The organism is Streptomyces sp. NPDC051561 (assembly GCF_044454195.1).
In the GTDB taxonomy this organism is placed as follows: Bacteria; Actinomycetota; Actinomycetes; order Streptomycetales; family Streptomycetaceae; genus Streptomyces.
In genome coordinates this window covers 1-25,881 of sequence record NZ_JBITDM010000044.1, presented here as the reverse complement: position 1 = coordinate 25,881, position 25,881 = coordinate 1, and the positions used below count along the sequence as shown (strand labels likewise).

The window sequence follows — 25,881 nt, the reverse complement described above, 5'->3', positions numbered from 1 at the left end:
GATCTTCCGCAGATCCCGCATCAGTCCCAACCGCATGAGCGTCATCACGAAAGCCGTCCTCACCCTGGAGAGGCAACGCTGAAAACGCTCACTGATAGCAGTGGCTGGCTGTGGTTGGTAGAAGGTTCCGTCGCGGAGCATCGCGAAGAGGACGTCGGCCCTGCGTCGGGCGAGGCAGAGCAGGGCCTGGGTGTGGTGCTTGCCCTGACTGATCTTCTTGTCGTAGTAGGCCCGGGAAGCGGGGTCGGACAGGGCAGCGAACGCGGAGAGGAAGAAGGCCCGTTTGAGCTGCTTGTTTCCCCTCCGGGAGGGCTGTTCGCCGCAGATCGATGAGCCCGAGTTACGGGTCGCTGGGGCGAGACCCGCATAGGCGGCGAGGTGGGCCGCGGAGGGGAAGTTGCTGCCGTCGCCGACGTCGATGAGGATCCGGGCTCCGGTCCTGATGCCGACTCCCGGCATCGAGATCAGGACCTTCGAAAGTGGGTGGGCCTCCAGTAGTTCCTCGATCCGCCCGGCCAGCACTTTGCGCTGGTCGAGGACGGCAGTGAGGGAGCCGGCCAGGCTTGGGACGATCAGCGCGGCCGCCTCGGTCCCGGGCACCACCACGGTCTGTTCGTCCAGCGCGGTGAAGATGCCCTCGACCAATCGCTCGGCCATCCGCGGGGCTTTCGGCCGCAGCAGCGTGACCAGCCGTCGCCGACCGGCTTTGCGGATCTGGGCCGGTGACCCGAACCGATCCAGCAGGGCCAGAACTGCCGGGTGTTGCAACCGAGGCCCGAGCACCCGCTCCAGCGAAGGATGGATCTGCGTGAGCAGGCCGTGGAGCCGGTTCGCGACCCGGGTCGCTTCGCCGGCCAGGTCGTCGTCGAACCCGACGATCATCTCCAGCTCGGCGATCGTCTCGTCTTCGAGGTCTATGGACCGCAGCGTGTGGGGCATCGCGCGGGCGGCATCCGCGATGATGAACGCGTCTTTCGCGTCGGTCTTGGCCTCGCCGGGATAGAGGTCGGCGATCCGCCGCATCGTTAATCCGGGCAGGTAGGCGACCGGGCAGCCCATGTCCCTCGCCACCGCCAGCGGCAGGGCTCCGATCGAGGCCGGCTGGTCGACGACCACCAGCACCGTCCCGTGCTTAACCTGCAACTTCGCGAAGAGCTCGCGGAGTTTGGGCTCGGTGTTGGGCAGCCGTTTGTCGAACGCCTTCTTCCCGTCCGGGGTCACAGCGGTGGCGTGGTGTTCGCCTTTGCCGACGTCCAGGCCGAGGTAGACGTCGATGTCGCCGGTGTCGATCACGTGCGTCCTCCGGTCGTACTTCCTCCCGGCCTCACCCACGGCACCGATCGCCACATCCACATTACGAAGAGCCTCCCGACCTGCGAAAAGTCGGTGGTCAAGCCCCTAATCAGCGGTCAGTCAGTGCCTCCGGGCCCGGTGACACCACCCCCCGGATCATGGTCAACAAGGGGGGAAGTCATGCCGAGCCCGGAGGCCGGGAGCCCCATTGCGGAGCCAACGAAGACGGTAATGGGGGGGGCTTCGTCATCTTCCCTGGCCTGCGCCGATGCCGGAAGCACCCCCTTCCAGGTGAGCTACCTTCGCCGCCCATCACAGCAGGAGCGGTAGCATGTTCCACGACCCGATCCCTGGTGATGCCGTTGCCGTGGATGCGCCGTTCAGTGCCGAACTTGCTGTGCAGGAACCGTTCGATGGTGAAGTTTCCGGAGCGCCCGACGTAGATGTCCTTGCCGGGCCAGGTCCCAGCGTGCTCGTACATGATCGAGCGAAGGGGCGCCGTCAAGCCCGGGTCTGCCGCACGATCGGGTGACATCTTGACCCGCCCCACCGTTTGGGTTCCAGGCTCGGTGACTATCCGGTAGCCGGGATGGAGCGGTTCTCGGAGCGTAGTTCGTACTCGATGGGGGTGCGATAGCCCAGTGCTGAGTGCCGTCGCTCCGGCGGTTGTAGAAGATCTCGATGAATTCGAAGATTGCGTTGGCCAGTTCGATCCGGGTCTTCCACCGTTTGCGGTTGAGCATCTCGATGCTGCGCGCAGAGTGAGGGGTGTGCTGAGCGGCTATTCCGCGTAAGGCCCGGCGGGGCTGTTGTATTCGGGCTGGCCATTTTCGAGGACGCGGAGTAGCGATGCGGTCACCACCCGCGTCCCGCGTCCGATGCGCAGAACTCGGCAGGGAAATTCACCGCGGCGGATCAAGTTGTAACCCTTGGCGCGGGAGAAGCCCAGAGCCCTGCAAGAGTCCGCCACGCTTCCTGTTCCAGACCAATGGACGCGGATGTGGGCGGGACTGTACTCAGGGGCGTGCGGAACGCTTTGGAGGTGCATTTCGAGTGTGCCAGTAACTTTCATGTGGCCGATCCGAGGTGATCGGTACGGGGTAATGGGGGGGCTACCTGCCTCGGTGACGGCTCTTTCCTGCGCCGCAGCAGGTAGCGATGAAGTATCCACGGTCTATGGCATCCCCGGTTTGGCGAACCGGGGATCTCGCGTTATCTTTCCGCCCGCTTCCGTGAGCGTTCAGCCTCAGGTGTCGGCGCTCCTGGCCGCGGTCGTCCACGCGAGTCCCTGAACCCGGACGGAGAGCGTCCGGGGTCGCCACCCCCAGCCGGGCTGATCCATAAGGTGCCTCTGACCAGGGGTTTTGTCGTCCGGGGGGTGGTTCACGTTTACCGCCCGGTTCGACCCGCACCTGGGTGTTTCTGCCTGTTCCTGACCGCTGTTGGTCACGCGTTGGTCATGCATTCCCTCACAGGGCTTCGGCGTAGTCGGCGGGCGCCCGTTTCGTGATCACTTGAGCTGAGGAGAGGGAGAGCGGGCGGTTCCTGCTCATGTCCGTTGCGCCCCGGAGCCCTTGCGTCTCCCCTGCACCGTCGGGTGGAGCGAGCCGACTGCGCTAGGAGATGATCCGGTGCGTGGCTGACGAGGCAGGTACAGATGCGGACGACGCTTGTGCATGGGCTGAGCGACTGGGTTGGGCGACTGGGTTGGGCGTTCGGGCTTATAGCGGAGGATCCGGCTGCGAGAGGTGCAGCGCTCGTCCATCTGGCGGAGGCCCAGAGGCAGGTCACAGACGCGCTCGCCCGGTCCAACGAGATGTGGCTGCTGACGCGGCCCCTGGGAGCGGAGGAGCAGTACCGGGAGCCGGCCTTTCTGCAGGCGCGCCGGAGGCATCAGCAAGCCCAGAGGCGTTCGTTGCCTGATGGGGTGTGGGGTGGTCCTGTGGACGGGGATCTGGCGGGGTGGCCGGGGCTGCCCTATGTGTTGCTTTTCCTGGAGTGGGAGGCGAGGTTCCCGCTGGAGTGGACGCAGCATGCGAAGGCGTGGGGTACGAAGCAGAGCCTGATCCGGAAGGTGGCTCGTGCTGGTCAGGAGGAGGCGATCAAGGCGAAGCTTACCGACCTGGTCGAGATCGTCGTTAATCGGGCGTATCGCTGCAAGGATCGCGAATACGTGCGGGTTGCCCGGGCTGTCCACAGCGCTGAGCTACGGGGCAGGCTCGATCGGGCAGCTGATTCGGACAGTCCGTGGGCCCGGCGCCACGCCGGATATGTGCTCTGGCTCCTTGACCGCCCTGACCTGCCGAATACCCGTCGTGTCTGGCAGACCTGGGTGGCAGGCGAGGCTGCGGCGGTGCTGTGACCCGGGGGACGATGCAGGGAAGGATCGCGCGATCATGGAGTGCTCTGCACCCGTGACCTGCCTGGAAGACCGTGCCTGCCGACGTATCATCCCTTATTCCGCCTGCCCTTGACCGGCTCCGCAAGCAGTCCGACGTCGGGCCCGGGGAGGTGCCCGGGCTGCTGGAGCGGCTGGCTCAGGTGCCGGATCCGCGCGATCCGCGCGGCGTGCGCCATGCCCTGGCCGTCGTGCTCACGCTGACCGCGTGCGCGGTGCTGACCGGCGCGACCTCGCTGCTGGCGGTCGGCGAGTGGATCGCAGACGCGCCGCCGCACGTGCTGGAGCGACTCGGCATGCGTCCCGATCCAGTACTGCCCCGGAGGCTGGTGCCCTCGGAGGCGACGGTTCGTTGACTCCTCGCCCGCATCGACGGTGATGCCCTGGACCGGGCGGTGGGCGGATGGCTTGCCGACCGCCGGCCCGAGAGCACCGGGCTGCGCGGACTGTCCGTGGACGGCAAGTCCCTGCGCGGTGCGGCGAAGGCCAAGGGGCGGAGAATCCGCCTACTCGCCGCGGTGGAGCACACCACCGGGCTGGCCCTGGCCCAGCTCGACGTCGGCGAGAAGACCGGTGAGGTCACCCGCTTCCAGCCGCTGCTCGATACCGTCGCAGACCTGGCCGAAACCGTGGTCACCAGCGACGCGCTCCATACGCAACGCGAGCACGCCGCCTACCTCCTGAGCCGCGGGGCCCATTACATCGCGATCGTCAAGGGCAACCAGAAGAGGCTACGCAAGCAGCTGAAGTCCCTTCCCTGGAAGGACATCCCGATGATCCAGGGCCGCACCCGGGGCACCGGCCACGGCCGCGCGGAGATCCGCCGGATCAAGGTCGCCACCGTGGACAACTTGCTCTTCCCCGGCGCACGCCAGGCCGTCCAGATCAAGCGCCACCGCACCGACCGCAAGACCGGCAAGACCACCATCACGACCGTCTACGCGGTCACCAGCCTCACCGCCGAGCAGGCCACCCCCGTCCAACTCGCGAGACTGATCCGCGACCACTGGAAGATCGAGGCCCTGCACCACGTCCGCGACACCACCTTCGCCGAGGACGCCTCCCAGTTGCGGACCGGCAACGCACCCCGTGCGATGGCGACCTGGCGCAACCTCGCCGTCGGCGCCCTCCGGCTGAGCGGTGTCAAGAACATCGCCGCCGGCCTCCGTCGCAACGCACGCGATGCCCACCGACCCCTCACACTCCTCGGCCTCGCGTGATCACAAAACGGGTGCCCGCCGACTACGCCGAAGCCCTGGGGTAAGGATGGCCTTGGCGATTGACGTCATGCGGTTGGGGCTGCAGCGAGACCTGCGGAAGATACGCCAGGACTTCAGGCGGGCGACGCCGCGTTCGACGGGTGCGCGTGCTGCGGCCAGGGCTCGGTTGCGGGTCTTCTCGGTGGTGGTAAGTTCCCGCAGGGGTCTGCGTTTGATGCCGGTGGTCAGCCACGGGCCGGCGCCCTGGTAAGCGAGATCGGCCACTATCGGCACTCCCTGGCGCTCGCAGATCCGGATGATCCGATGGGTGCGGGCGGCGGTCAGGTCGTGGGTGCGGCCCGGCAGGGCGGGCGAGAGCCACAGCAGCCGGCCGTCGGGATCGGTGAGGACCTGTACGTTCACGCCGTGGCGTCGGTGCTTGTGGGAGTAGTCCGCCCGGCCGTCGCCGACCCGGTCGCATTCGGCGAGCGTCCCGTCGAGCAGGACGAAGTCGGGGTCGTGCTCACGCAGCGTCTTCAGCAGGCCCGGTGCACGGGCGGCGAGCAGGTCCACGACCGCGGTGGTGTAGGCATGCGCGGTGGACTCGCTGATCCCGAACCCGGCAGCGATCTTCGCCAGAGTGGTGTGTTCGCGCAGGTACACCAGTGCCACCATCGCGCGCTGTGACGGGCGGAGCTTGCAGCGCCGGTCGCCCTCACGGGTGACGATCAGCATGGTCACCCAGTCCGCGAGTGCGTGCGGCAGGTCGAGTGCGGCAGGATGGATGACCAACGAGGCCCCCGAGCAACGTGATTGAGACGTCAGACATCTCCATCAACAGCTCGGGGGCCTCGCTCGTTGCGCTGCACGGCCCATCACCCGATCGGTGGCCAACTCGAAGAGGCTCACTGACCCGGCCCGGCAAGCCGCTGCACGGTCTGCCGCAAGACTTCACCATGCAGGTCTCCGACATCCCCGACGAGCCCGATGACTCGGAGGCAGGCAGGGACCTGCCATCTGAGATCATGCGCCAACTCTGTTGCCACTTGGTTGAGTTGGAGAACCGGTGGAACGCAGAGGTCCGTGTCGCCGTCGAGATCATGATGGATACCGGCAGGCGTCCACAAGAAGCCTGCACCCTGCGCTGGGACTGCCTCACCCGCGATACAGACGGCAAGGCCGTGTTGCTTTACGACAACCACAAGGCCTACCGGAAAGGCCGCCGGCTGCCCATTGCGGACGCCACCGCCGCCCTCATCACCACCCAGCAGCAACGGGTCCGTGCGCAGTTCCCCCGGACACCGATCGCGGACCTCGTCCTGCTGCCAACTGGCTACGCCAATCCGGACGGCACCAAGTCGATCGCCGATGTCACACAGCAACACCGTGAATGGGTGCTCTCACTGCCGACGTTCGTGCTCAGCATGAGCACCCCCGACGGCGCCCAGACAGTCCGTAGGGAAATCGAGTTCGACAAGAAGAACATCTTCCCTTACGCCTACCGCCACACCTACGCCCAGCGGCACGCCGACGCGGGTGTCGAACCAGATGTCCTGCGCGATCTCATGGACCACCGGCAGCTCACCACCACGCAGCGGTACTACCGAGTCAGCGAGAAGCGCCGCCGGGAGGCTGTCGACCGGGTCACCACCATGCAGTTCGACCGCAGCGGCAGCCGAATCTGGCGCCGAGCTCAGCGGTTGCTCGATTCCGAACATGCACGTCGTGCCGTGGGCGAGGTCCAGGTGCCCTACGGGCTCTGTACCGAACCGACCAACGTGGCCGCTGGCGGCCACGACTGCCCAGTCCGGTTCCGTTGCGTCGGATGCTCCCACTTCCGCACCGATGTCTCCTACCTCCCCGACCTGGAGGCCTACCTGGCCGACTTGCTGCGCGGGCGGGAACGGCTCGCCGCGTTCGCCGCGGACTCCTGGGCGAAGGCCGAGGCCATGCCCTCCGACGAGGAAATCACCCGGGTTCGCCGCCTGGTCAAACGCGTTCGCGAGGACCTCGAAGACCTCACAGACGAGGACACACTCCAGATCCAGGAAGCGATTGCCGTCGTCCGGCGCTCACGCCGGGTCGTTTCCCTCGGACTGCCCCGCACTGGACCACCCGAAGATCTCCGTCCCGAAAGGCCGACAGGATGACCAACCCCATGACCGACGGGAAACGGGCCGACTCCGCCCGCCGCCGCGAGCGTGTCCTGAAGGCCATCGACACCGCGGTGAAGTCCGGCGGAGACATCACCGTCTCCGGGCTCGCCCGCCTCGCGCGAGTCGACCGGACGTTCCTCTATCGGCATCCCGACCTGCTCGAACGAGTCCACGTCGCCGCCAGCACAGCCGTTGAGAGGGACCGGAAGACGGCGGTCAGCCGGTCCTCTCTCCAGGCCGACCTCGCAAACGCACTGGAAGCCAACAAGCGCCTCAACACACGGCTGCGGCAGCTGGAGAAGCGGCTCTCCGTACAGCTCGGTGAAGGTGTCTGGGCCGAGTCCGGACTTGGTGCCCCCGTCGACATCGATCAGCTTCAACGCCACATCACCCTCCTTGAGCAGGAGATCGCGGACATGCGAGGCGCACTCGACGAACGGACGGAGGAGTTGGAAGCGGCTCGCGCTGCGAACCGGGAGCTGACCCGGTCCTTGAACCACCACCTATGAAACACGGGCGCGTCCCGCATCGGCACGTGCGGGAAGGCCGTTGCGCTCCTTGGCACCCGGTCGGCTGGCCCACCCGGCCAGCGCGGGTGCTGAGCCTGGCCGGGGGCAGCTGGTTCACCACTGGGCGATGAGCGGCGCGTCCGGTTCGTGCTGCCGCCAGGCTTCGGTGAGACGGGCGAGGCGGTTGGGGGCAGCGATGCCGTGCATGGTTGCGATCTTGCCGTTGACGATGTCGAACATCGTGGAGCCGACGACCTGGTCGCCGAGCACGAAGAGGATGGCGGGGGCTCCGTTGACGAGCGCGTAGTGCACGGCGGGCGTGCCGCCGGCCATCCGCCGCTTCGCGTCTGTGGGTTTGAAGCCGGCCCGTACGACGGCGGCGATGCGCTGCGGAGTGTCGTACCGCAGCAGCGTCTTGGCCAGGCCGCCGGCGCCGTCGGAGACCGCGGTCGCGTCGTCGGTGAGCAGCGCCACCAGCCGTTCGGTGCGGCCTGAGGTGGCCGCGGCGAGGAATTCCTCGACGATCCTGCGGGCGGACGCGGGGTCGACTTCGGCGCCACCGCTGCGGGCGGCCGTGATGCGGCGCCGGGCCCGGTGGAGGTGCTGCTGGCTCGCAGACTCGGTGATGTCGAGGATCTCGGCGGCCTCGGCGTGGCCGTAGGCGAACGCCTCGCGCAGGACGTAGACGGCCCGTTCGACGGGGGATAGGCGCTCCATGAGCGTCAGCAGGGCAAGGGAGACCGATTCGCGTTGCTCGAAGGTGTCGGCCGGGCCGAGCATCGGGTCGCCGTCGAGGAGCGGTTCGGGCAGCCAGGCACCGGCGGTGCGTTCGCGGCGGGCTTGTGCCGAGCGGAGCCGGTCCAGGCACAGGTTGGTGACGACCTTGGTCAGCCACGCCTCCGGTACCTTGATCCGCTGTCGGTCCGCGGCCTGCCAGTGCAAGAACGCATCCTGCACCGCGTCTTCGGCGTCGGTGGCGGAGCCCAGCAGCCGGTACGCCAGCGAGGCCAGCCGGCTGCGGCTGGCCTCGAACCGGCTTGTGTCGAAGAGGTCCACCGCGGTGCTGTCCATGCGGGCCACTCTAAGACGCTCCGTTTCCCGTGGTGCGGGCACCTCCCGCAGTCGGCAAGTGCTGTGGGGGGTCAGACGGTCACGGGCAGGGCCGGCCGTGCTGCGGGGTCTGCCGTCGTGGCGGTGGAACGGCGGCGGAGGTTGCCGGCCAGGCACAGTGCCAGACCGAGCGTGAACCACGTCGCCAGGACGGTGGCGGCGGCGGTGGCCCCGTGGCCGTCGAAGAAGGCGGTGGAGCGCAGCAGCCGGCCGCCGGCCCCGGGCGGTAGCAGTTGGCCGAGGCTGCCGGACCAGCCGGGCAGCATCTCGGGTGCGGTCGCAGTGCCCGAGAGGGGGTTGCCGATGAGCATCATGGTGGCGGCGCCGAGGCCGAAGCCGGCGTACCCGAGCAGGGATTCGAGACCGAGGATGGTCAGGGATATGGCCGCGATGGTCAGGGCGACGGCGCCGGAGTTGGCCCAGTAGGAGCCGTCGAGTGAGCCGAGCCAGAACTGCAGGATTGCTGTTGCGGCGAGTCCGCCGGTGAGGGCGAAGGAGAGTGCTCCGGTGACGCGGTGGACGCTGCCGTGGACGAGCCTGCTCAGCAGCAGGGCGGCGAGCAGGCCGCCCATGACCAGCGGTAGGGCTCCGGCGGCCAGTCCGGCGCCGCGCGGGTCGTCGGCCGGCAGCGGCACGAGGTCGCGGGCGGCGACAGCGGTGCTGGGTCCCTGGGCCTGGCTGAGGCCGGTCGCGATGGTGTTCAGGGTCTGGGCGACGGCGATGCTCCCGGCTGACGCGGTGATGACCTGTGGGCTGCCGGAGCTCAGGTCGATCGCCCCGTACACCTTGCGGTCGCGGATCAGCTGTTCGGCGGCGGTGGTGTCGGCGACCTCGGTGACCTTGAAACCGTCGGGAAGCCGTTGGTCGAGTACGGGAGTGATCCGCTTGACGGCGGCAGGGGGCCCGGCGACGGCGATCGGCACGTCATGCACCGATGAGCGTACCGACGGCCAGGCGAAGGCGGTGAGCAGCAGGCTGATGGTCACCGTGAGCAAGGCGACCGCCCTGACCACTGTCGGCCAGGGGGAGGGCGACGCGTCGGCTGCGGTCGCGGCCTGAGCGGACATGACTTCTCCTTCGGAGGAGGGAGTTCATCACCGGGGAGAGGGGTTTCGGATCCGACGCGTCCACGCCGGAACACGGCCCGAGCCCGGGTGGATTGCCGTATTGACCAGTGAGGTGGGGGCGCGGCTACGCGATCGCCTTCTCGGCGGGGGACGCGTCCGGCGCGGCGGCCAGGTGGTGCTTGCGCTTGGGCAGGCCGAAGGTCGGGTGCTCGGTGGCCCACAGGGACATCCTGACGATGCCCGCCTTGATTCGTGCGGCCTTCCGGCCACCCATGTACTTGGGCTTCGCCCGCCCCTGGTCGTCGACCATCTGCAGGATCCCGTCCCGCCGCCCGAGGCTGATGTGGTTCCCGACGTACTCCAGCTTGGTGTTGGCGATCTCGCGCCCGGTCAGGCGTCCCACGATCGCGTCCACGGCCTGTCGGCCCGTGTAGCCGGCCGAGGCGCAGGACATCGGCAGCGGCTGGCCGTTGTCGCCGATGGCGTAGGTGCTGTCGCCGGCGGCGTAGACGTTCGGGTGCGAGACCGACCGCATGGTGCGGTCGACGACGATCCGGCCGTCCTCGGTGACCTCCAGCCCGCTCGCGGCGGCGATGGGGCTGACCGCGAACCCGGCCGTCCACACAGTTGCGTCGGACGCCAGGGCGGTACCGTCGGCGCACAGCACCCGCGCCGTTTCGACGGCTTCGACGCTGGTGTGTTCCAAGACGGTGATGCCAAGCCGGTCGCAGGTCTGGCGCAGGTGGCTGCGGGCTCCGGCGGAGAGCGGGGCGCCCAGCTCCCCGCGTGCGACCAGCGTCACCGACAGGCCGGGCCGGGATTCGGCGATCTCGGTGGCGGTCTCGATGCCGGTCAGCCCGTCGCCGACGACCAGGACGCTCCCGCCTGCGTCCCGCTTGCTCAGGCTGTCCAGGCGCTCGCGCAGGCGCAGCGCGGAGGGCCGATTGGCGACGTCGAAGGCGTGCTCGGCCACGCCGGGGACACCGTGGTCCGCGCCGTGGCTGCCGAGCGCGTAGAGGAGCGTGTCGTAGCAGAGCTCGCCGCCGCCGTCGGCATCGGCCACGGCGACGACCTGGCGTTCGGGGTCGATGGTGGTGACACGGGCCCGGCGCAGCCGTACCGCCGTGCCCGCGAAGACGACGGCGAGCTGCGGGGCCTCGATCTCCTGGCCGGCCGCGAGCTGGTGCAGCCGCAGCCGCTGGACGAAGTCCGGCTCGGCGTTGACCACGGTGATCTCGGTGTCTGCCGGCGACAGCCGACGGGCCAGGGTCCCAGCCACGTAGCTCCCGGCGTAGCCGGCGCCGAGGACGACGATGCGGTGCTTCATGTCTCGCTCCTGTCGTTTCGCTTGCCTTCGGTGACTTGAGCGGGACAGCGACCCGATTCCTGACAGGAACCGGATGTGACGTGGGTCACGGGGCGATAGTGGGCACTGTGAGGCCGGTTCGCGGGGCCGGTCGCATGGTCGACGGGTGTGAGTAGTTGGCGTACAGGAAATCCCGGTGAGAACGATCTCGCTTGACTACTCAGAGTGCGGTACGTGATCTTCTGCCCGGCTTGTGATCGCTCGATGGTGTGACGTTGGGGCATTGTCGCCGGTCAGACGTTCGCGATTCGCTTGGCTTCTGGCATGAGCATGCGCAAGCCGTACTCCACCGACGTCTCCGATGAACAGTGGGTCTTGGTCGAACCCGTGATCGCCGCATGGAAGGCCGCGCACCCGTCGGTCAGCGGCCACCAGGGCAGATACGCGATGCGGGACATCGTTAACGCGATCTTGTACCAGAACCGAGCGGGGTGTCAGTGGGACCTGCTGCCCCACGACCTGCCGCCCGCCGGGGCGGTGAAGTACTACTTCTACAAGTGGCGCGACGACGGCACCGACCAGACCATCCATGACCTGCTGCGGTGGCAACTACGGGAGAGGAACCGGCGATTAGCCGACCCGAGCCTCATCGTGATGGACACCCAGAGCATCCGCGCCGCCGTCGGCGTCCCGGCCGACACGACCGGCAAGGACGCGTCGAAACGAGTGCCGGGCAGGAAGAGATGCCTGGCCGTGGACGTATCGGGCCTGGTCGTCCTGTCGGCGTCCGCGCATGACAACGCCGCGGGCATCGCCCTGCTGAACGGCGTGGCCGCCCAGATGGACACCGTCAAGAAGGCCTGGTCGACCAGGGGTTCAAGAAGAGCGTCGTCGACCACGGCAAGAACCTGGGCATCGATGTCGAGATCGTGGAACGCAATCCGGCGGACAAGGGCTTCGTCCCGCAGGCCAAGCGGTGGATCGTGGAGCAGACGAACGGGATCTTGCTGTTCTACCGGCGCCTGGTCCGCGACTACGACCACCGGCTGTCCACCTCCCGCTCCCGCGTCCTGTGGGCGATGACCTCAGTGAGCCTTTTCAGAGTGGCCACCGATCGGGTGACGGCAGCGAGGGCGCAACGCACGAGGCTCCCGTGCCGTTGAGGGAGGTGTTCGAAGTCTCAACTCGTCAGCACAGGAGCCACGTTGGTTCCCTATTCTGCCGCACTCGACCTGCCTCACGCGCTGGTCGAGTGGGTCACGATGCTCATCGTCACCCGCGTGACCGCGGCCGTGGACGACGGCGGCACCCACCTGAGCGTGCACCTCACCGACCACCAAGCACACGCCCTGGTCCTTGTCCTCAGCAGCGGCCCGCACACCGAACGTCCGGACGACGGCTCCCTCCTGCAAGCCGTGGCCGCCCAGGGCGCAGCGGACTGCGGGACGGAAACGGGGCAGGACGGCCGCCGCCGGTGGGCACTCCTCGACCTCACCCTCCCACCGCCCGCACAGCTCCCCGCCTCCGCCCGAAGGGGGCCGAGCTGAGATACCACCGCCGTGTCCGCCGACCCGCCGGGGCCGACTGCCACTTCGCCGCCAACCTCCACGCGTCAAGGGGCCGCGTTCCGCTCGTGGAAGGAAGACGGGTCGCCCCTCTCGGGGGGATGAAGGGGCGACCCGCCGCCCGGACGAAATCCGCTCCCGATGGGGAGTAAGGAAACGGGCCGCCGCCCAGCCGCCGGGGTACAGGAAGCCGGACAGCGCTCAGCGTAAGAAGGTTCTCAGCCCCACCGCCACCCGTTCCGAGAATCGAGGTATGGGGGCTCGTGGAGCCGCCGACCATGAAGATCGGCCCCGTAGTTCACCACGGTCAGGAGCGTGGTGAACTACTCCCGGATGAAGCCCGGGCGAGCTCCGGACGGCGTGCGCGGGCGGGGACGGGCCCTGATCACAACAGCTCGCTTCGTGCTGACGCGGGCGCGGCACCGGGGTGCCTTCCCCGTGCCGGGCGCCTGGGCGCCCTGTCCAGCGTCGAGACCGGCGAGGTGCTGACCGAGGTCGAGTGGCCCACCCTCGCCTTCTTCGCCGGGCTGTTCGTCATGATCGGCGGCCTCATAGACACCGGCGTAGTGAAGGAGATCTCCCACGCGCTCGCGAACGCCGTCGGTGACCGCGAACTCGGCGGCTCGATGCTGCTCCTCGACGCCTCCGGCGTGCTGTCCGGCGTGGTCGACAACATCCCCTACGTCGCCACCACGCCCCCCCATCACCGGCGACCTCGTGCACACCCTGGGGGATTCCGGCAACCACGTCATGTGATGAGCGCTGGCGCTCGGCGCGGACCTCGGCGGCAACGCCAACGCGATCGGCGCCAGCGCCAACGTCGTCGTCCTCGGCATCGCGGAGAGCAACCGGCAGCCCATCTCCTTCTGGCAGTTCACAAAGTACGGGCTCGCCGTCACGGCGGTCACCCTCGTACTGTCGGCAGGCTGTCTGTGGCTGCGGTACTTCGCCCTGGCAGGAGCGGCGGGGCCGTGGCGCCCGGGTGGGAACGTGAGGACCTGCGGCGCCAGGCCCAGCCCGCCGTGACGGCAACGGCCGCACACGCGTAGGCGGTCGTGCTCACCGTCGCCGACGAGCCGAAGACCCGCCCGGTGACGTACGCGGCAGCTCCCGCCGCGGCGACCGTCAGCCACTCCCCGCGTCCGTCCAGGGCGACGAGTGCGACGAGCAGCAGTGCGTACCAGGAGTAGCCCGGGGTGAGCAGGAGGAAAGCGGTGCCGGTCACCGTCAGTGCGCCGCTCCAGGGCCGGGCCGGATCGCCGCGCCACAGCACGTAACCGCTCACCAGCAGCATGCCCAGCACCAGGGCGGGGACGGCCCATGCGTCGGGCAGGAGCAGGCGCAGGAGTGCGTAGCGGCTGCGGGCCGCCGCGTCGCCGTATCCCTCCTCCTCGACGTAGCCGCCCAGGTAGCCGAGGACGGAGGAGTGGGAGGCAAGGACGTAAGGGAGGTACGCGAGGAACGTGACAGCGGCAGCGGGTACGAGGACCGCCGCCGCGTCGCGGACCCGTCGCACCCCGGACAGCGCGCCCGGCAGGACGATCGCCGGCATCAGCTTGGAGGCGACGGCTGCGCCGAGCAGCGCACCCCCGGCGCGCCGGTGCCGGAACGCCACCAGCCCAAGTCCCAGCACAGTGAACAGCACGCCCAGGACGTCGACATGGGCGTTGTTGACCGCCTCGACGGAGATGGCCGGGCACCAGGCCCAGTAGACGGCTGTACGCGGGTCGCCGCGGCCGGAACGGGTGCGGGCGAGGAGCCGCAGCAGGGCGGCGGTGACGGCGACGGAGAGTGCGGCGCCCGCGATCTGGAAGCCCTTGAGGCGGGAGCCGGGCGGGGAGAGCTGTTCGACGCCGTAGAAGTACGCCTCGGAGAACGGGGGATAGATGGTCGGTACGGAGGGGCGGTTGAGACGCGTGCAGTGGGTCTGCCCGTCGGATGCGGGGACGCGGGCGCGGTCAGGGCCTTCACAGCCCGCGCCGGCGGGAAAGAGCCAGTCGTCGCGCAGCGGTACGAGCGCGGGGTCGGCCGGAGTGTGGTCGTACGGGGAGATGCCCGCCGCCTGCACCCGGCCGTCCCAGGCGTAGCGGTAGGCGTCCGTGCTGGTGCGGGGCGGGGCGAGGAGGCCGGTGGCAGCAACCGCCGCCGAGCCCACGAGGATCAGGACGACGGCCCGGCGTACCGGGACCTTGCGCAGGGTCCAGGCTGCGGCAGCGAAGAGCAGCCAGGACGCCGCGTACCACCAGGACAGTCCTGCGGGGTCGGTGTGGTAGCCGTCGTACCGGACCGTGAACGCGAGCACGGTGGTGAGCGCCGCGAGGAGTGTGGCGGCGAGGGCGGTACGCGTACGGGGCCCCGCCGCGCTCCGGCGGGCTGAGGACCGGGCGGCCAGAGGTTCCTTCGAAGTGCGGGAAGTGATCACGCTGTTCAGCCTGGCAGCGGAGGTTGTTCCCCGGGCGCGCGGCGCCCTGGACGTCCGCGTTTCGTAAGGAGTCGCACGCCCCGGACAGGGCGTGTGGGCGGTGTCATGGAAGGCATGAAAGTTCCCTCGCCCGCCGTACGGGTACGCCGACGTACCGCAGGCCGTCCGACGCTCGCCACCCGTGTGTGGAACCGTGTCGCGGTCCGTCTGCCCGCCTCCCTCACGGACCGGTTGCCGCCGGTGTTCTCGGGGCGGCTGCACGACGCACGCACGGCCACGTCCGTGGGCCGCCTGCTGGGCGCCGCGATCGCCGTCTGTTTCGTCACCGGTCTGGTCAGCCACTACCTCCAGCATCCGCCGGCCTGGGCGCTCGACGTGCTGCCGAGCCGCCCGTCGTGGGGATACCGGGTCAGCCAGGGACTGCACGTGGCGAGCGGCATCGCGGCGATTCCGCTGCTGCTGGTGAAGCTGTGGACGGTCTACCCGCGGCTGTTCGTGTGGCCGCCGGTCCGCTCCGTGCGGCACGCGTTGGAGCGGCTCTCGGTGGCGGTGCTGGTCGGTGCCGCGATGTTCGAGCTGTTCAGCGGGTTGCTGAACACCGTGCAGTGGTATCCGTGGCCGTTCTCCTTCGTGCCGGTGCACTTCGCGGTGGCCTGGCTGCTGGTGGGTGCGCTGCTGCTGCACCTGGCGGTGAAGTGGCCCGAGATCACGGCGCACTGGCGGCGCGGCGCTGAGGCGACCGTCGTGCTGTCGGCAGACGGCGCCGGGCCGGACCGGCGGTCGCTGCTGCTGGGGCTCGCGGCGGCGGTCGGCGCGGTCACCGTCACGACGGTCGGGCAGTCCTTCACTCCGCTGAAGAGCCTCGACCTGCTCGCGCCGCGTCATCCCGACCACGGCCCGCAGGGCCTGCCGGTCAACCGGACGGCCTCCGCCGCGCGCGTGCTCCCTGCCGCAACCTCCGCCGCTTGGCGGCTGGAAGTCGCCGGACCGCGACCCTTCCGGCTGAGCCTGGACGAACTCCGTGCCCTGCCGCAGACCGAGGTCGAGCTGCCGATCGCGTGCGTCGAGGGCTGGAGCAAGAACGCCCGCTGGACGGGCGTACGCGTCCGGGACCTGCTGGAGCGTGCCGGCGCGCCTCCCGGGGCTCGGCTGCGGGTCGAGTCGTTGGAGAGGAGCGGGGCGTACCGGGTCATGGACATGGGCAGCGAGTACGCCCACGATCCGCTCACCCTGCTCGCGCTGGGCCTCAACGGACAGGTGCTGTCCGCCGATCACGGCTATCCGGCGCGCATCATCGCGCCGAACCGGCCGGGTGTGCTCCAGACCAAGTGGGTCGCACGGATGGAGGTGCGGTGATGGCCGGACGCGGGCGCACGGCGGTGGGGACGCTGGGAGTCGTACTGATGGGTGTGGGGGCGGTTCTGGTGCTGGGGACCGGGGACGTGGTGGGTGTCGCACTGTGGCTGGGCGGGGCGATCGTGGCGCACGACGCACTGATCGCCCCGGTCGTCCTGGGGGTGGGGCTCCTGCTGGGGGGACTACGGGCGTACGGGGTGGTGCGCGGCGCGCTGCTCGTGGCGGGCTGCCTGACTCTGGTCGCGCTGCCGGTGCTGATGCGGCGCGGCACTCCGGCCAACTCCTCAGTGCTGCCGCTGGATTACGTGCAGGGCTGGCTGATCGCCGTGGCTGCGGCGGCCCTCGGGGCGGGCGCGTTCCAGGCCGTACGGAAATTGATGGCGCGGTGGGGGAAAGGTGAGCGGTCGGAGCCCGCTGGGTAGAGGCGCTTACCGCCGGGGACGGCGCCACTGAATCCCGCGCGCACGGTCGGCCGACGAGGGGCCGTGCGCGCGGGAGTCGCAGCAGGTGGGGTACCCATCCCCCGGCACGGGCCCCGCCCCTCAGCGGCGGCGCAGTCGCAGGAAGCTGCGGCCCGCCGACCGCCACCGGTCGTCGGCCACCCATCCGGTGTCCTCGGCGTACCGCAGCAGCGCCTGTTCGCCGACCCTGGCCCAGGGGAAGGACTCTCCCGGAGCGCCTCTGCCGTCGTCGACCCGCACCACGACCTGTTCGTCAAGGTCGTGATCGGCCACCTCGACGAGCAGCAGGCCGTCGGGGCCGGTCAGTTCCGCGATCCGCAGCAGCAGGGCGGCGGGATCGCCGCCGATACCGATGTTGCCGTCGATCAAAAGCACGGTCTCCCAGCGGCCCCCGCCCGGCAGCGGGTCGAAGACGGAGCGGCACAGGGCCGCGCCTCCGTTGCGTTCCGTGCGTTCGACCGCTTCCCGGCTGACGTCCAGGCCCAGGGCCACCCGGCCGAGGGCGGCGAGGGCCACCACGAGTCGGCCGGGACCGCAGCCGACGTCTAGCACCGTTCCCCGGCAGCGTGCCAGGACGGTGGTGTCGGCGCCGTCGGGCGGCGCGCACCAGCGCTCCACCTCCAGGGGCAGCAGCCACCCGTCGTCGCGCCGCAGGAAGAGGGGGCCCTGCCCGGCCAACAGTGCGTCGCGGTAGGGGTCGGCCCGCCAGGCCGGCACACTCACCGGGCACTCGCCCGGGAGGAGACAAGGTCCGCGTGGAGGCGGCCGAAGAGGCTCGTCGGGACCTCGGCCGCCACCGCGCACGCGTCGGCCGCGGTGTCGACGTCCCGAAGCACGGGGAGGTCGCGTACCCGCAGACCGGCTTCGAGCAGGCGTCGGCGCTGAACCGCGCCGGTGTGCGCCACGGACATGGGCACTCCGCGCAACAGTTCCGGGTCGGGGGCGGCGAGGCCCAGAGCCCAGAATCCTCCGTCGTCCGCGGGGCCGAACCATGCGTCGGCGGCTTCGAAGTCGGTTGCCCGGCTGAGGAGTTCGGGGTTCACCTGCGGGGTGTCCATGCCGATCAGCAGTGCGGGCCCGCCGCACCGTGCGAAGGCGTCGGCCAGCCGGTCGTCGAGGCCGCCGGCGTACTGCTGCCAGACCTCGAAGCCCGAGGGCAGCCAGGGGCCCGGCGTCCCGTCGAGGACCAGCACCCGGCGGTGGGCGGGGGTGGCCCGTACTGCTTCGAGGGTGTCGACGAGGGCCGCCTCGGCCAGCCGGGCCGCCTCGGAGGGCGAGTAGGGCGGGGTGAGGCGGGTCTTCACACGGCCGGGCAGCGGTTCCTTGGCGATGACCAGGAGCGTGGTCGGGCAGGTCATCGCGACTCCTCGCCCGGCATCGCGGCGGGTACGAGTTGCGCGCTCGGCGCGGGGGCTTCGGTGAGCACCGCGCGCATGTCCCGCACGGTCTGCCAGGTTCCCCGCCAGGTGCCGGTGACCTTCGACTTCCCGGTGCGCGGCAGGTACGGCACGTCGTACTCCCGCACCCGCCAGCCCGCGTCTGCCGCCCGGACCACCATCTGAAGCGGGTAGCCGCTGCGCCGGTCCGTGAGCCCGAGCGCCAGCAGGTCGGTGCGCCGGGCGGTCCGCATCGGGCCCAGGTCGTGCAGCCGCAGTCCGGTCCTGTGGCGCAGCATCCGGGCGAGCGCCAGGTTCCCGGCACGCGCGTGCGGCGGCCAGGTCCCACGCCCCTGCGGACGGCGGCGGCCGAGGACCAGGTCGCTCTCCCCCGCCACGACCCGGTCGACGAAGGGCACCAACAGGCCGGGGTCGAGGGAGGCGTCGCAGTCGCAGAAGCAGACGATGTCGGCACGTGCCGCGAGCAGCCCGGCGTGACAGGCCGCGCCGAACCCCCGCCGGGCCTCGGTCACCACCGTCGCGCCGAGCGAGCGGGCGAGGTCCGCCGAGCCGTCGGTGGAGCCGTTGTCGACGACGATCGCGCGCCAGCCGGGCGGAATGCGTTCCAGCACCCAGGGCAGGGCCGCCGCCTCGTCCAGGCAGGGCAGCACGACGTCCACGGAGCCGGCCGAGGGCTTCCGCGTCGGCGTTGAGGAGTTCAATTCGGTCACGCCCTCACCGTATGAATCCCGGGTGGGCAAAAGCGGCTCGGAGACCTTACGAAACAAGGACGTCCGTCCTCCCCGGACGTTCACCGGGGCGTCCGCGGCCGATCCTGGTGCGAGGCTGGGGCATGCGGAACGTACAGAGGGTGCTGGCCGTGGACGACGACCCAACCGTGTCCGAGGTCGTCGCCGGCTACCTGGAGCGGACCGGGTTCACGGTGGACACCGCCGCCGACGGCCCCGGCGCGCTCGAAGCGGCCCAGCGGAATTGGCCCGACCTGGTGGTCCTCGATCGATCTGATACTGACCGGCAGGGACGGCCTCCAGGTCTGCCGGAAGCTGCGGGCCCGGGGCCCCGTGCCGGTGATCATGCTGACCGCTCGCAGCGGCGAGGAGGAGCGCATCCTCGGGCTGGAGGTGGGGGCCGACGACTGCGTCACGAAGCCGTTCAGCCCGCGCGAGCTGGTGCTGCGGGTCGCGTCGGCGCTGCGCCGGGCCTCCCACACGCCGCCGCTGCGGGTCCCGGGCCTGGAGGTGGACCCCGCCTCGCGGCGCGCCGTCCGAGACGGGCGCGAACTCGCTCTGACCCTGCGGGAGTTCGACCTGCTCGCCCACTTCCTGCGGCATCCGGGGCAGGTGTGCAGCCGGGAGCTGCTGATGCAGCAGGTGTGGGGGTGGGAGTTCGGTGACCTCTCCACCGTCACGGTCCACGTTTGACGGCTGCGCAGCAAGATCGAGGAGGACCCCGCCAGGCCCCGGCTCATCCAGACGGTCTGGGGCGCCGGATACCGCTTCGATCCGCCGGCCGCGGACTGAACCCCGCCCCGGACCGCCCGCCGTACGCCCCGACAGAGGACTGAAACCCGTGCAAGACATCCTGCTCATCGCCCTGTACGCCTTCCTGGACGCGGCCGGGGGCCGGGCTGCTGGGCGCCGCCGTCCTGCACCTGCTGCGACGTCGCTCGATCGCGGTGTCGCTCACCGTGGCGGCCGCGGTCGCGGTGACCGCGATGCTCGCCGGAACCGTCGCCGTGGCCCAGGCGATGTTCCTGTCCGCCCACGACCTCTCCGTGGTCACCCTGGTCGTCGCGATGGCGGCAGTGGTCCCTCTCGCCACCACACTCCTGCTCGGCCGCCGGCTCGTGGTGAGCACGCGTCAGCTGGCCGTGGCAGCGAGGGAGTTAGGGGACAGAGGTACTTTCACCCCGCCCGCCCCCGGGGCGGCGCCCGCCGAACTTGCCGCGCTCAGCTCTGAACTGGCGGCCACCGCCGTACGGATGGCCGCTTCCCGGGAGCGCAAACGCGCGCTGGAGGTGTCCCGGCGTGAACTGGTGGCCTGGATCTCGCACGACCTGCGCACACCGCTGGCCGGGCTGCGCGCCATGTCCGAGGCGCTGGAGGACGGAATCGTGCAGGACACCTCCCGCTACCACCGGCAGATCCGCACCGAGGCCGACCGGCTCAACTCCATGGTCGGGGACCTGTTCGAACTCTCCCGCATCCACGCCGGGGCGCTCAGCCTGAATCCGTCCCGGATGTCGGTGTACGACCTCGTCGGCGACGTTCTCGACGGGGCCGACCCGCTCGCCCGGGAACACGGAGTACGCCTTGTCGGCGGGCGCGTCGACCCGGTCCCGGTGGAAGTGGACGGCAAGGAGATGACCAGGGTGCTGGCGAACCTGCTGGTCAACGCGATCCGGCACACCCCGGCCGACGGCACGGTAGCGGTCGCCGCCGAGTACCGGGCGGGCTCCGTTGTCCTGTCCGTCACGGACGGCTGCGGTGGGATCCCCTCCGAGGACCTGCCCCGGGTGTTCGACACCGGATGGCGCGGCACCAAGGCACGTACGCCTCCCGCCGGGGCAGGGCTGGGACTCGCCATCGTGGAAGCGCACGCGGGCCGGGCGGACGTCCGCAACGTACCCGGGGTTGCCGCTTCGAGGTCACTCGCCCGGCCGCGACCGCGTAACCGAGCAGGCTTCCGCGCCCGGCCGCATCAGCGCGAGGAAGCTCGGGCCCGGGGCCGTTTCCGAAACGGCAGGCGCCGACGGCCGAGGAAGGCAGGTGGAGTCGTACACGGCACCGCAACCGAGGGGACGCCGGGCGGACAGCACCCGGGGCTGTGCCCGTGCACGCACCTCACAGCCTCCTTCCGCGGCCGGCCGCTCCGCGCCCTGCCCGATACCCCGACCGCTCTCACTCCCCGCGCAGCCCACAGAGGGCGAACTCGGCCATACCCGCCGCGAAGTCAGTCGTCGGCCGCCAGCCGAGATCGGCCCGCAGTCGCCCCGAGTCCGCAGTGATGTGCCGTACGTCCCCCAGCCTGAACTCCCCCGTGACGACGGGCTGCTTCCCGCCGTGAGCCGCCGCGAGCGCGGCGGCCATCTCGCCGACCGTGTGCGGGTCTCCGCTGCCCGCGTTGTACGCGGCGAGTGCGGCTGGCTCCCGCTCATCGAGGGACCCCAGGGCCAGGACATTGGCACCGGCCACGTCCCGGACGTGGACGAAGTCCCGCCGCTGGCCGCCGTCTTCGAAGACCCGGGGCGCCTCGCCCCGTGCCAGTGCCGAACGGAAGAGCGAGGCGACGCCCGCGTACGGGGTGTCGCGCGGCATACCGGGACCGTAGACGTTGTGGTAGCGCAGGGAGACGGCCTGGCCGCCGGTCGTCCGCGCCCAGGACGCCGCCAGGTGCTCCTGGGCCAGCTTCGTCGTGGCGTACACATTGCGGGGATCGACCGGGGCATCCTCCGCCACCAGACCCGACACCAACTCCGCGCCGCAGAGCGGGCAGTGCGGCTCGAACCGGCCCGCCTCCAGGTCTGCTCCGGCACGCGGACCCGGGCGTACAGTGCCGTGCACCGGGCAGTCGTAGCGCCCCTCCCCGTACACGACCATCGAACCCGCCAGCACCAGCCGCCCCACCCGGGCAGCGGCCATCTCCGCCAGGAGCACCGCCGTCCCCAGATCGTTGCACCCCACGTAGGCGGGGGCGTCCGCGAAGTCCTTGCCCAGACCCACCATCGCGGCCTGGTGGCACACGGCGTCCACCCCGCGCAGCACGCGGCGCATCGCTTCGGCGTCCCGGACGTCCGCGTGCACCCACTCCACGCCCGCGGGTGGTCGCGGCGCGGTGGGATGGGCGGCCGGGAGCAGGGCGTCCAGCACCACCGGCTCGTGGTTCGCGGAGATCAGCCGTTCGACGATGTGCGAGCCGATGAAGCCCGCCCCGCCGGTCACAAGTACACGCATACCGCCGACGCTAGGGCCCGTGCGCCCGCCCGACCAGCGGCCACACGGCCATGTCACCGCACCGTAAGAAATGACGCGGACAGCACCCCAGGGCCCGGGGCCGCCGTCCGCGGCAGTCCCGGCCCCCCGGCCCGATGCAGGCAGCGCGAGGCCATCCGCCATGGCACCAACCACAGTCCCGATGAGGGGGTTGGCAAGGACTCGGCCGCGCAACCAATCCGAACCCGTGAAGGGTGTGGATCCTCTGGAGTGACGGTCGGGATCATGCAGTGAGGCGGTAGTTCTGCTGGTCAGGGCTGGGGTAGGGGCGTTGATGTTCGCGGGCCGCGTGGAAGTTCCAGTAGTTCTCGAAGCCGCAGTTCGTGATCAGCGAACGAAGCTGGAGGACGGCGCCGGCCCCGTCAAGTCCCCAGCGTGCGCCGGTGATGTCGAGGCGGTCGGCGGTCAGATGGCGGCAGGTTCCTTCGACTGCACCGGTGGCGATCGGCCAGCCGTTCCTCAAGGCGATGTCGTAGCGCGGCATCGCGAGCGTTGCCGCATCTCTCGACCGGGTCGACGCCTTGGTGTTCACCGGTGAGATCGGCGAGGACCAGCCGGAAGTGCGCGAGGCGGTCTGCGCCGGGCTGGGCGTTCTCGGCCTCGGCGGCGGTCTTGCGGAAGGTAACCCCACGGACGCAGCAGTTGTGAGCCCGGACGGCGCGGCAGTGACCGTCCTCGTCGTTCCGACCGGCGAAACCCAGCAGGTGGCCGCGGAGACGCGCGCCGTGCTCACCCGGCCGAAGGGCTGACCGCCGACCGAAGGCCCCCAGTGGGCACAATGAAGGACCTGCGACGGGGGATGGCGGCCTGCCACCACGCCGGGGAGCCGCCGGTTTGCCCGCGGACCGGCAGGGCACCTACCTGCGTCGCGTCACTGACCGGCAGCGGCCCTGGCTCGTTGCCGTGCCCAGGCTCGTTCGCACAGGCCCGGTTCGCTCATCACGTCGGCGGCGGTGCATGCCATGGCCCACGCTGCGGCCAGCATCACCTTCCGCCCTTGGGCGCCGGCCGCCGCGGCGGCGAACTCCGGTGTGTGGTCCGACTGGTCGGAGCCCAGGATGGCAACGAAGGGGTGGATGGAGGGAACGACCGTACTGACGTCGCCGATGTCGGACGATCCCAGATAGACCCCCGGTGTCGGCTCCTCCAGCCTGATGCCCGTGTCCCGCAGGTGCTGGGCGAAACGGCTGGAGAGCACGTCGTTGTCGCGGAAGTGCCGGTATCCCGCGTTGGCGCGGGACGCCTCCACCCGGGTGCCGGTGGCCGCCGCAATGCCCTCGGCGCATTGCGTTACCTGCACGACCAACTCGTCCAGGGCGCTCGTCGTGGCCGCGCGGAGGCCGAACAGGCCTTCCGCGCGATCCGGGACGATATTGGTGGCCCGGCCGCCGTCGGTGATGATGCCCTGGATATGGCCTCCCGGCGCAAGACGCCGCTGCAGCATGTTGAGAGCGCCGAACATCTGGAGCAGAGCGGCCAGGGCGTCCACCCCTTCGGTGGGGTTTCCGGTGGGGTGCGCGGCGCGCCCGTGGAACACCACCTGCACCTGCACTTGGGCAGTGAGGGGGGACCACGACCAGTTGTTAACCCCGGGGTGAAACATCAAGGCTGCGTCGACCTCGTCGAAGGTGCCGGCTGCCACCTCCCTGACCTTCCCGCCGCCCCTTTCTTCAGCAGGAGCCCCTACTGCCATGACCGTGCCGCCGAGCACGGGGGAGGAGACTGAGAGCAGTGCGCTCTGCAGGCCGAGTGCTGCTCCGAGGCCGGCGGCAGCGATCAGGTTGTGGCCGCAGGCGTGCCCCAGGCCGGGCAGCGCGTCGTACTCCAGCAACAATGCGATGCGTGGCCGCCCGCCGGTGCCCGCCTCAGCCGTGAAGGCGGTGGGCATGCCCGCGACTCCGCGCCGGACGGTGAAGCCCGCATCCTCCAACTCGCCAGAGAGCAGCTTCGCGGCGGCGTGCTCTTCGAAGGCGAGTTCCGGCTCACGGTGAAGGGCGTGCGCCACATCCCACAGCCGCGGCGCACGGGCTGTCACCTCCTGCCCGATGCGCTCGTGAATGGCTGAAAGGCCCGGAGGGTGCTCCGGGCCGCCGGGGAGGGCCGCGGGCCCGGTCGGATCCTGCGGAGCAGCCACCACCCCTACTCCTTCGTGCCGCCGGCCGCGACGACACGCACGGTCCGTACTGAACTGTCCGCCGCATCGGGGATGACCATGCCCGCGTCGACCCCGTCGCGCAGGTACTCGAGGACTTCCAGGTTCAGCCGCTCGCCGGGCAGCGCGGCGGGGATACCGGGCGGGTAGGGGGTGAGCATCTCGGCGCTGACACGTCCCACGGCCTGTCGCCACGGGACCTGTTCGACGGGGCCGAAATAGGCGTCGCGCGGCAGCATGGCCTGTTCCAGCCGCAATTCGGCGGGGTTGGGGACGTGGATCTCGGGGGCGGGTCGGAGGTCCTCGGCGTGGCGCAGGAGGCCTTCGAGGGCGATGAGCAGCCGTTGGGCCGACTTCTCGTCGTCGGCGTGAGTGAGCTGCGCGCTGATCCGGCGGTGGTCGCTCAGATGCAGGTTGACCTGGTGGTGCTCCCGAAGCCAGTCGGCGGCGCTGTAACCCGAGATGTGCAGGCCGGTGACGTCCACGATGACCTGCAGCGGGTCCATGTCCGCGGCACGGCCTGGGCCGCAGAAATCCGCGCGGCCGTGCACGCGCATGCCGTCCAGCATGCCGATGCGCCTGCGTACGTCGTCGGCCAGCGACAGGGCGTCGTCGTAGAGTGCACGCCCTTGTTCGACCATCTGACGCCGCCACCCGTCCAGGGCCGCATAGATGAGGCTGGAGGGACTCGTCGAGCCCAACAGGTCCTCACGCGAGCTGAGTACGTGTGGATCTACCAGGTCGCCCTGGAGGTGGAAGACGGAGCTCTGTTCCAGCCCGGAGCCCATCTTGTGCACCGACGTGACGCAGATGTCGACTCCCGCGTCCATGCCCCACGTCGGGAGGTCCGGGTGAAAGGGAAGATGGGCGCCCCAGGCTTCGTCAGCGATCATCGGTTTGCCGTGCTCGTGGCAGACAGCCGCGATGGCGCCCAGGTCGGAGCAGGTGCCGTACGGGGTCGGACTGGTGACCAGCGCCCCCTTGGCCTCGGGGTGCGCGCGGAAGACGGCACGGAAGGACTCGCTGGAAGGCGGGTGCGCGAGATGCAGCTCGGCGTCCCACTGCGGGTCGACCCAGATGGGTCGCACGCCGGAAAGGATGAGGCCCGACACCACGGACTTGTGCGCGTCCCGGCCGACCAGCAGGGCCTCGTGCGGGCCCGCGACCGACAGCATCGCAGCCTTGACCGAGAGCGAACTTCCACACGTGGAGAAGAAGGTGTGCTCGGCATCCACCGCGTCCGCCATCAACGCCTGAGCTTCCGCGAGGATGCCGTGCGAGGACGTGCGGTCGTCGAGCCCGCTGATCGCGAGCACGTCCGAGCGGAAAACCGCGTCCCCGAGCACGGCACGCACCCGCGGATCCGCGCCGCGCCCCTGCTTGTGGCCGGGCGGGGTGAACGGTGAGCTCTTTCCAACCTCACGCTGACGCGTGGTGAAGGACGACGACGGCCTTCACCACGTTGGTGATGCGGTTGGTGCTGCAGCGGAGCTTCTGC

At 70.2% G+C, this 25,881-nt stretch carries 20 protein-coding genes and 9 pseudogenes; 14 read left to right on the top strand and 15 right to left on the bottom strand.

The window, feature by feature from the left end:
* Positions 1 to 82 (top strand): annotated as a pseudogene (locus tag ACIA73_RS40915) (IS5/IS1182 family transposase); the annotation flags it as partial.
* Positions 83 to 102: 20 nt separating this feature from the next.
* Here the strand turns inward: ACIA73_RS40915 and ACIA73_RS40910 are convergent.
* From ACIA73_RS40910 to ACIA73_RS40900, 3 genes and pseudogenes are all read right to left on the bottom strand, one after another.
* Positions 103 to 1,293, bottom strand: a pseudogene (locus tag ACIA73_RS40910) (IS110 family transposase); the annotation flags it as partial.
* A gap of 178 nt (positions 1,294 to 1,471) precedes the next feature.
* On the bottom strand, positions 1,472 to 1,828 hold the full coding sequence (locus ACIA73_RS40905; RefSeq protein WP_399444090.1) for a hypothetical protein: 357 nt from the start codon (positions 1,826 to 1,828) through the stop codon (positions 1,472 to 1,474).
* A 38-nt stretch (positions 1,829 to 1,866) separates the two neighbouring features.
* Positions 1,867 to 2,054 (bottom strand): annotated as a pseudogene (locus ACIA73_RS40900) (IS3 family transposase); the annotation flags it as partial.
* A 1,181-nt stretch (positions 2,055 to 3,235) separates the two neighbouring features.
* Between ACIA73_RS40900 and ACIA73_RS40895 the strand changes: the two are divergent.
* From ACIA73_RS40895 to ACIA73_RS40885, 3 genes are all read left to right on the top strand, one after another.
* Entirely contained in the window at positions 3,236 to 3,655 is a 420-nt protein-coding gene (locus ACIA73_RS40895; protein ID WP_399444089.1) for a hypothetical protein, read from the top strand.
* 71 nt (positions 3,656 to 3,726) lie between these two features.
* Positions 3,727 to 4,047 carry a transposase family protein gene (locus tag ACIA73_RS40890; protein ID WP_399444087.1) on the top strand — a complete coding sequence of 107 codons (321 nt, stop codon included), beginning with the start codon at positions 3,727 to 3,729 and terminating at the stop codon, positions 4,045 to 4,047.
* A gap of 12 nt (positions 4,048 to 4,059) precedes the next feature.
* On the top strand, positions 4,060 to 4,911 hold the full coding sequence (locus ACIA73_RS40885; RefSeq protein ID WP_399444094.1) for an ISAs1 family transposase: 852 nt from the start codon (positions 4,060 to 4,062) through the stop codon (positions 4,909 to 4,911).
* Here the strand turns inward: ACIA73_RS40885 and ACIA73_RS40880 are convergent, their stop codons facing one another.
* The gene (locus ACIA73_RS40880) at positions 4,912 to 5,682 is read right to left on the bottom strand and encodes a transposase family protein (RefSeq protein WP_399444086.1); all 771 of its coding nucleotides are present in this window, start codon (positions 5,680 to 5,682) and stop codon (positions 4,912 to 4,914) included.
* A 17-nt stretch (positions 5,683 to 5,699) separates the two neighbouring features.
* Here ACIA73_RS40880 and ACIA73_RS40875 point away from each other — a divergent pair, with 17 nt between their 5' ends.
* Positions 5,700 to 7,040 (top strand): tyrosine-type recombinase/integrase, encoded by a 1,341-nt coding sequence (locus ACIA73_RS40875; RefSeq protein WP_399444085.1) that lies wholly within the window; start codon positions 5,700 to 5,702, stop codon positions 7,038 to 7,040.
* Positions 7,041 to 7,048: 8 nt separating this feature from the next.
* Positions 7,049 to 7,555, top strand: coding sequence for a DUF6262 family protein (locus ACIA73_RS40870; protein ID WP_399444084.1), 507 nt, complete (start codon positions 7,049 to 7,051; stop codon positions 7,553 to 7,555).
* A gap of 114 nt (positions 7,556 to 7,669) precedes the next feature.
* On the opposite strand, the gene ACIA73_RS40865 is transcribed toward ACIA73_RS40870, so the two are convergent.
* The 3 genes from ACIA73_RS40865 to ACIA73_RS40855 form a co-directional block, all read right to left on the bottom strand.
* Positions 7,670 to 8,626 carry a sigma-70 family RNA polymerase sigma factor gene (locus ACIA73_RS40865; protein ID WP_399444083.1) on the bottom strand — a complete coding sequence of 319 codons (957 nt, stop codon included), beginning with the start codon at positions 8,624 to 8,626 and terminating at the stop codon, positions 7,670 to 7,672.
* A 71-nt stretch (positions 8,627 to 8,697) separates the two neighbouring features.
* The gene (locus ACIA73_RS40860) at positions 8,698 to 9,732 is read right to left on the bottom strand and encodes a hypothetical protein (protein ID WP_399444082.1); all 1,035 of its coding nucleotides are present in this window, start codon (positions 9,730 to 9,732) and stop codon (positions 8,698 to 8,700) included.
* Between the two features lie 124 nt (positions 9,733 to 9,856).
* Positions 9,857 to 11,059: an NAD(P)/FAD-dependent oxidoreductase gene (locus tag ACIA73_RS40855; RefSeq protein WP_399444081.1), complete on the bottom strand. Its 1,203-nt coding sequence runs from the start codon at positions 11,057 to 11,059 to the stop codon at positions 9,857 to 9,859.
* 303 nt (positions 11,060 to 11,362) lie between these two features.
* Between ACIA73_RS40855 and ACIA73_RS40850 the strand changes: the two genes are divergently transcribed.
* The 3 genes and pseudogenes from ACIA73_RS40850 to ACIA73_RS40840 form a co-directional block, all read left to right on the top strand.
* A complete protein-coding gene (locus tag ACIA73_RS40850; protein ID WP_399444080.1) occupies positions 11,363 to 12,121 on the top strand; it encodes a transposase in 759 nt (252 codons plus the stop codon).
* Positions 12,122 to 12,243: 122 nt separating this feature from the next.
* Positions 12,244 to 12,318: pseudogene (locus ACIA73_RS40845) on the top strand (IS5/IS1182 family transposase); the annotation flags it as partial.
* 563 nt (positions 12,319 to 12,881) lie between these two features.
* A pseudogene (locus tag ACIA73_RS40840) lies at positions 12,882 to 13,238 on the top strand (SLC13 family permease); the annotation flags it as partial.
* Between the two features lie 269 nt (positions 13,239 to 13,507).
* On the opposite strand, the gene ACIA73_RS40835 reads toward ACIA73_RS40840, so the two are convergent.
* A complete protein-coding gene (locus ACIA73_RS40835; protein WP_399444093.1) occupies positions 13,508 to 14,905 on the bottom strand; it encodes a glycosyltransferase family 87 protein in 1,398 nt (465 codons plus the stop codon).
* Positions 14,906 to 15,139: 234 nt separating this feature from the next.
* Between ACIA73_RS40835 and ACIA73_RS40830 the strand changes: the two genes are divergently transcribed.
* Positions 15,140 to 16,381 (top strand): molybdopterin-dependent oxidoreductase, encoded by a 1,242-nt coding sequence (locus ACIA73_RS40830; RefSeq protein WP_399444079.1) that lies wholly within the window; start codon positions 15,140 to 15,142, stop codon positions 16,379 to 16,381.
* Positions 16,381 to 16,803, top strand: coding sequence for a hypothetical protein (locus tag ACIA73_RS40825; RefSeq protein ID WP_399444078.1), 423 nt, complete (start codon positions 16,381 to 16,383; stop codon positions 16,801 to 16,803). Before ACIA73_RS40830 ends, ACIA73_RS40825 begins: the two co-directional genes overlap by 1 nt.
* A gap of 120 nt (positions 16,804 to 16,923) precedes the next feature.
* Here ACIA73_RS40825 and ACIA73_RS40820 read toward each other — a convergent pair whose 3' ends face one another.
* The 3 genes from ACIA73_RS40820 to ACIA73_RS40810 are packed head-to-tail and all read right to left on the bottom strand — an operon-like array spanning position 16,924 to position 18,949.
* Positions 16,924 to 17,565, bottom strand: coding sequence for a class I SAM-dependent methyltransferase (locus tag ACIA73_RS40820; RefSeq protein WP_399444077.1), 642 nt, complete (start codon positions 17,563 to 17,565; stop codon positions 16,924 to 16,926).
* Positions 17,562 to 18,200 carry a DUF2064 domain-containing protein gene (locus ACIA73_RS40815; RefSeq protein ID WP_399444076.1) on the bottom strand — a complete coding sequence of 213 codons (639 nt, stop codon included), beginning with the start codon at positions 18,198 to 18,200 and terminating at the stop codon, positions 17,562 to 17,564. The genes ACIA73_RS40820 and ACIA73_RS40815 overlap by 4 nt, the downstream gene beginning before the upstream one ends.
* The gene (locus tag ACIA73_RS40810; protein WP_399444075.1) at positions 18,197 to 18,949 is read right to left on the bottom strand and encodes a glycosyltransferase family 2 protein; all 753 of its coding nucleotides are present in this window, start codon (positions 18,947 to 18,949) and stop codon (positions 18,197 to 18,199) included. The genes ACIA73_RS40815 and ACIA73_RS40810 overlap by 4 nt, the downstream gene beginning before the upstream one ends.
* A gap of 122 nt (positions 18,950 to 19,071) precedes the next feature.
* Here ACIA73_RS40810 and ACIA73_RS40805 point away from each other — a divergent pair.
* Together ACIA73_RS40805 and ACIA73_RS40800 are read left to right on the top strand one after the other, a co-directional pair.
* A pseudogene (locus tag ACIA73_RS40805) lies at positions 19,072 to 19,759 on the top strand (winged helix-turn-helix domain-containing protein).
* 49 nt (positions 19,760 to 19,808) lie between these two features.
* Positions 19,809 to 20,912 (top strand): annotated as a pseudogene (locus ACIA73_RS40800) (sensor histidine kinase).
* 227 nt (positions 20,913 to 21,139) lie between these two features.
* Here ACIA73_RS40800 and ACIA73_RS40795 read toward each other — a convergent pair.
* A complete protein-coding gene (locus ACIA73_RS40795; protein WP_399444074.1) occupies positions 21,140 to 22,192 on the bottom strand; it encodes an NAD-dependent epimerase/dehydratase family protein in 1,053 nt (350 codons plus the stop codon).
* A 262-nt stretch (positions 22,193 to 22,454) separates the two neighbouring features.
* A pseudogene (locus ACIA73_RS40790) lies at positions 22,455 to 22,706 on the bottom strand (ISKra4 family transposase); the annotation flags it as partial.
* Positions 22,707 to 22,755: 49 nt separating this feature from the next.
* Between ACIA73_RS40790 and ACIA73_RS40785 the strand changes: the two are divergent.
* Positions 22,756 to 22,980 (top strand): hypothetical protein, encoded by a 225-nt coding sequence (locus ACIA73_RS40785; RefSeq protein WP_399444092.1) that lies wholly within the window; start codon positions 22,756 to 22,758, stop codon positions 22,978 to 22,980.
* A gap of 122 nt (positions 22,981 to 23,102) precedes the next feature.
* Here the strand turns inward: ACIA73_RS40785 and ACIA73_RS40780 are convergent, their stop codons facing one another.
* Together ACIA73_RS40780 and ACIA73_RS40775 are read right to left on the bottom strand one after the other, a co-directional pair.
* Complete coding sequence (locus tag ACIA73_RS40780; RefSeq protein WP_399444091.1) at positions 23,103 to 24,290, bottom strand: amidohydrolase; 1,188 nt, start codon at positions 24,288 to 24,290, stop codon at positions 23,103 to 23,105.
* Positions 24,291 to 24,370: 80 nt separating this feature from the next.
* Positions 24,371 to 25,786 (bottom strand): annotated as a pseudogene (locus tag ACIA73_RS40775) (aminotransferase class I/II-fold pyridoxal phosphate-dependent enzyme); the annotation flags it as partial.
* Positions 25,787 to 25,881 lie beyond the last annotated feature (95 nt).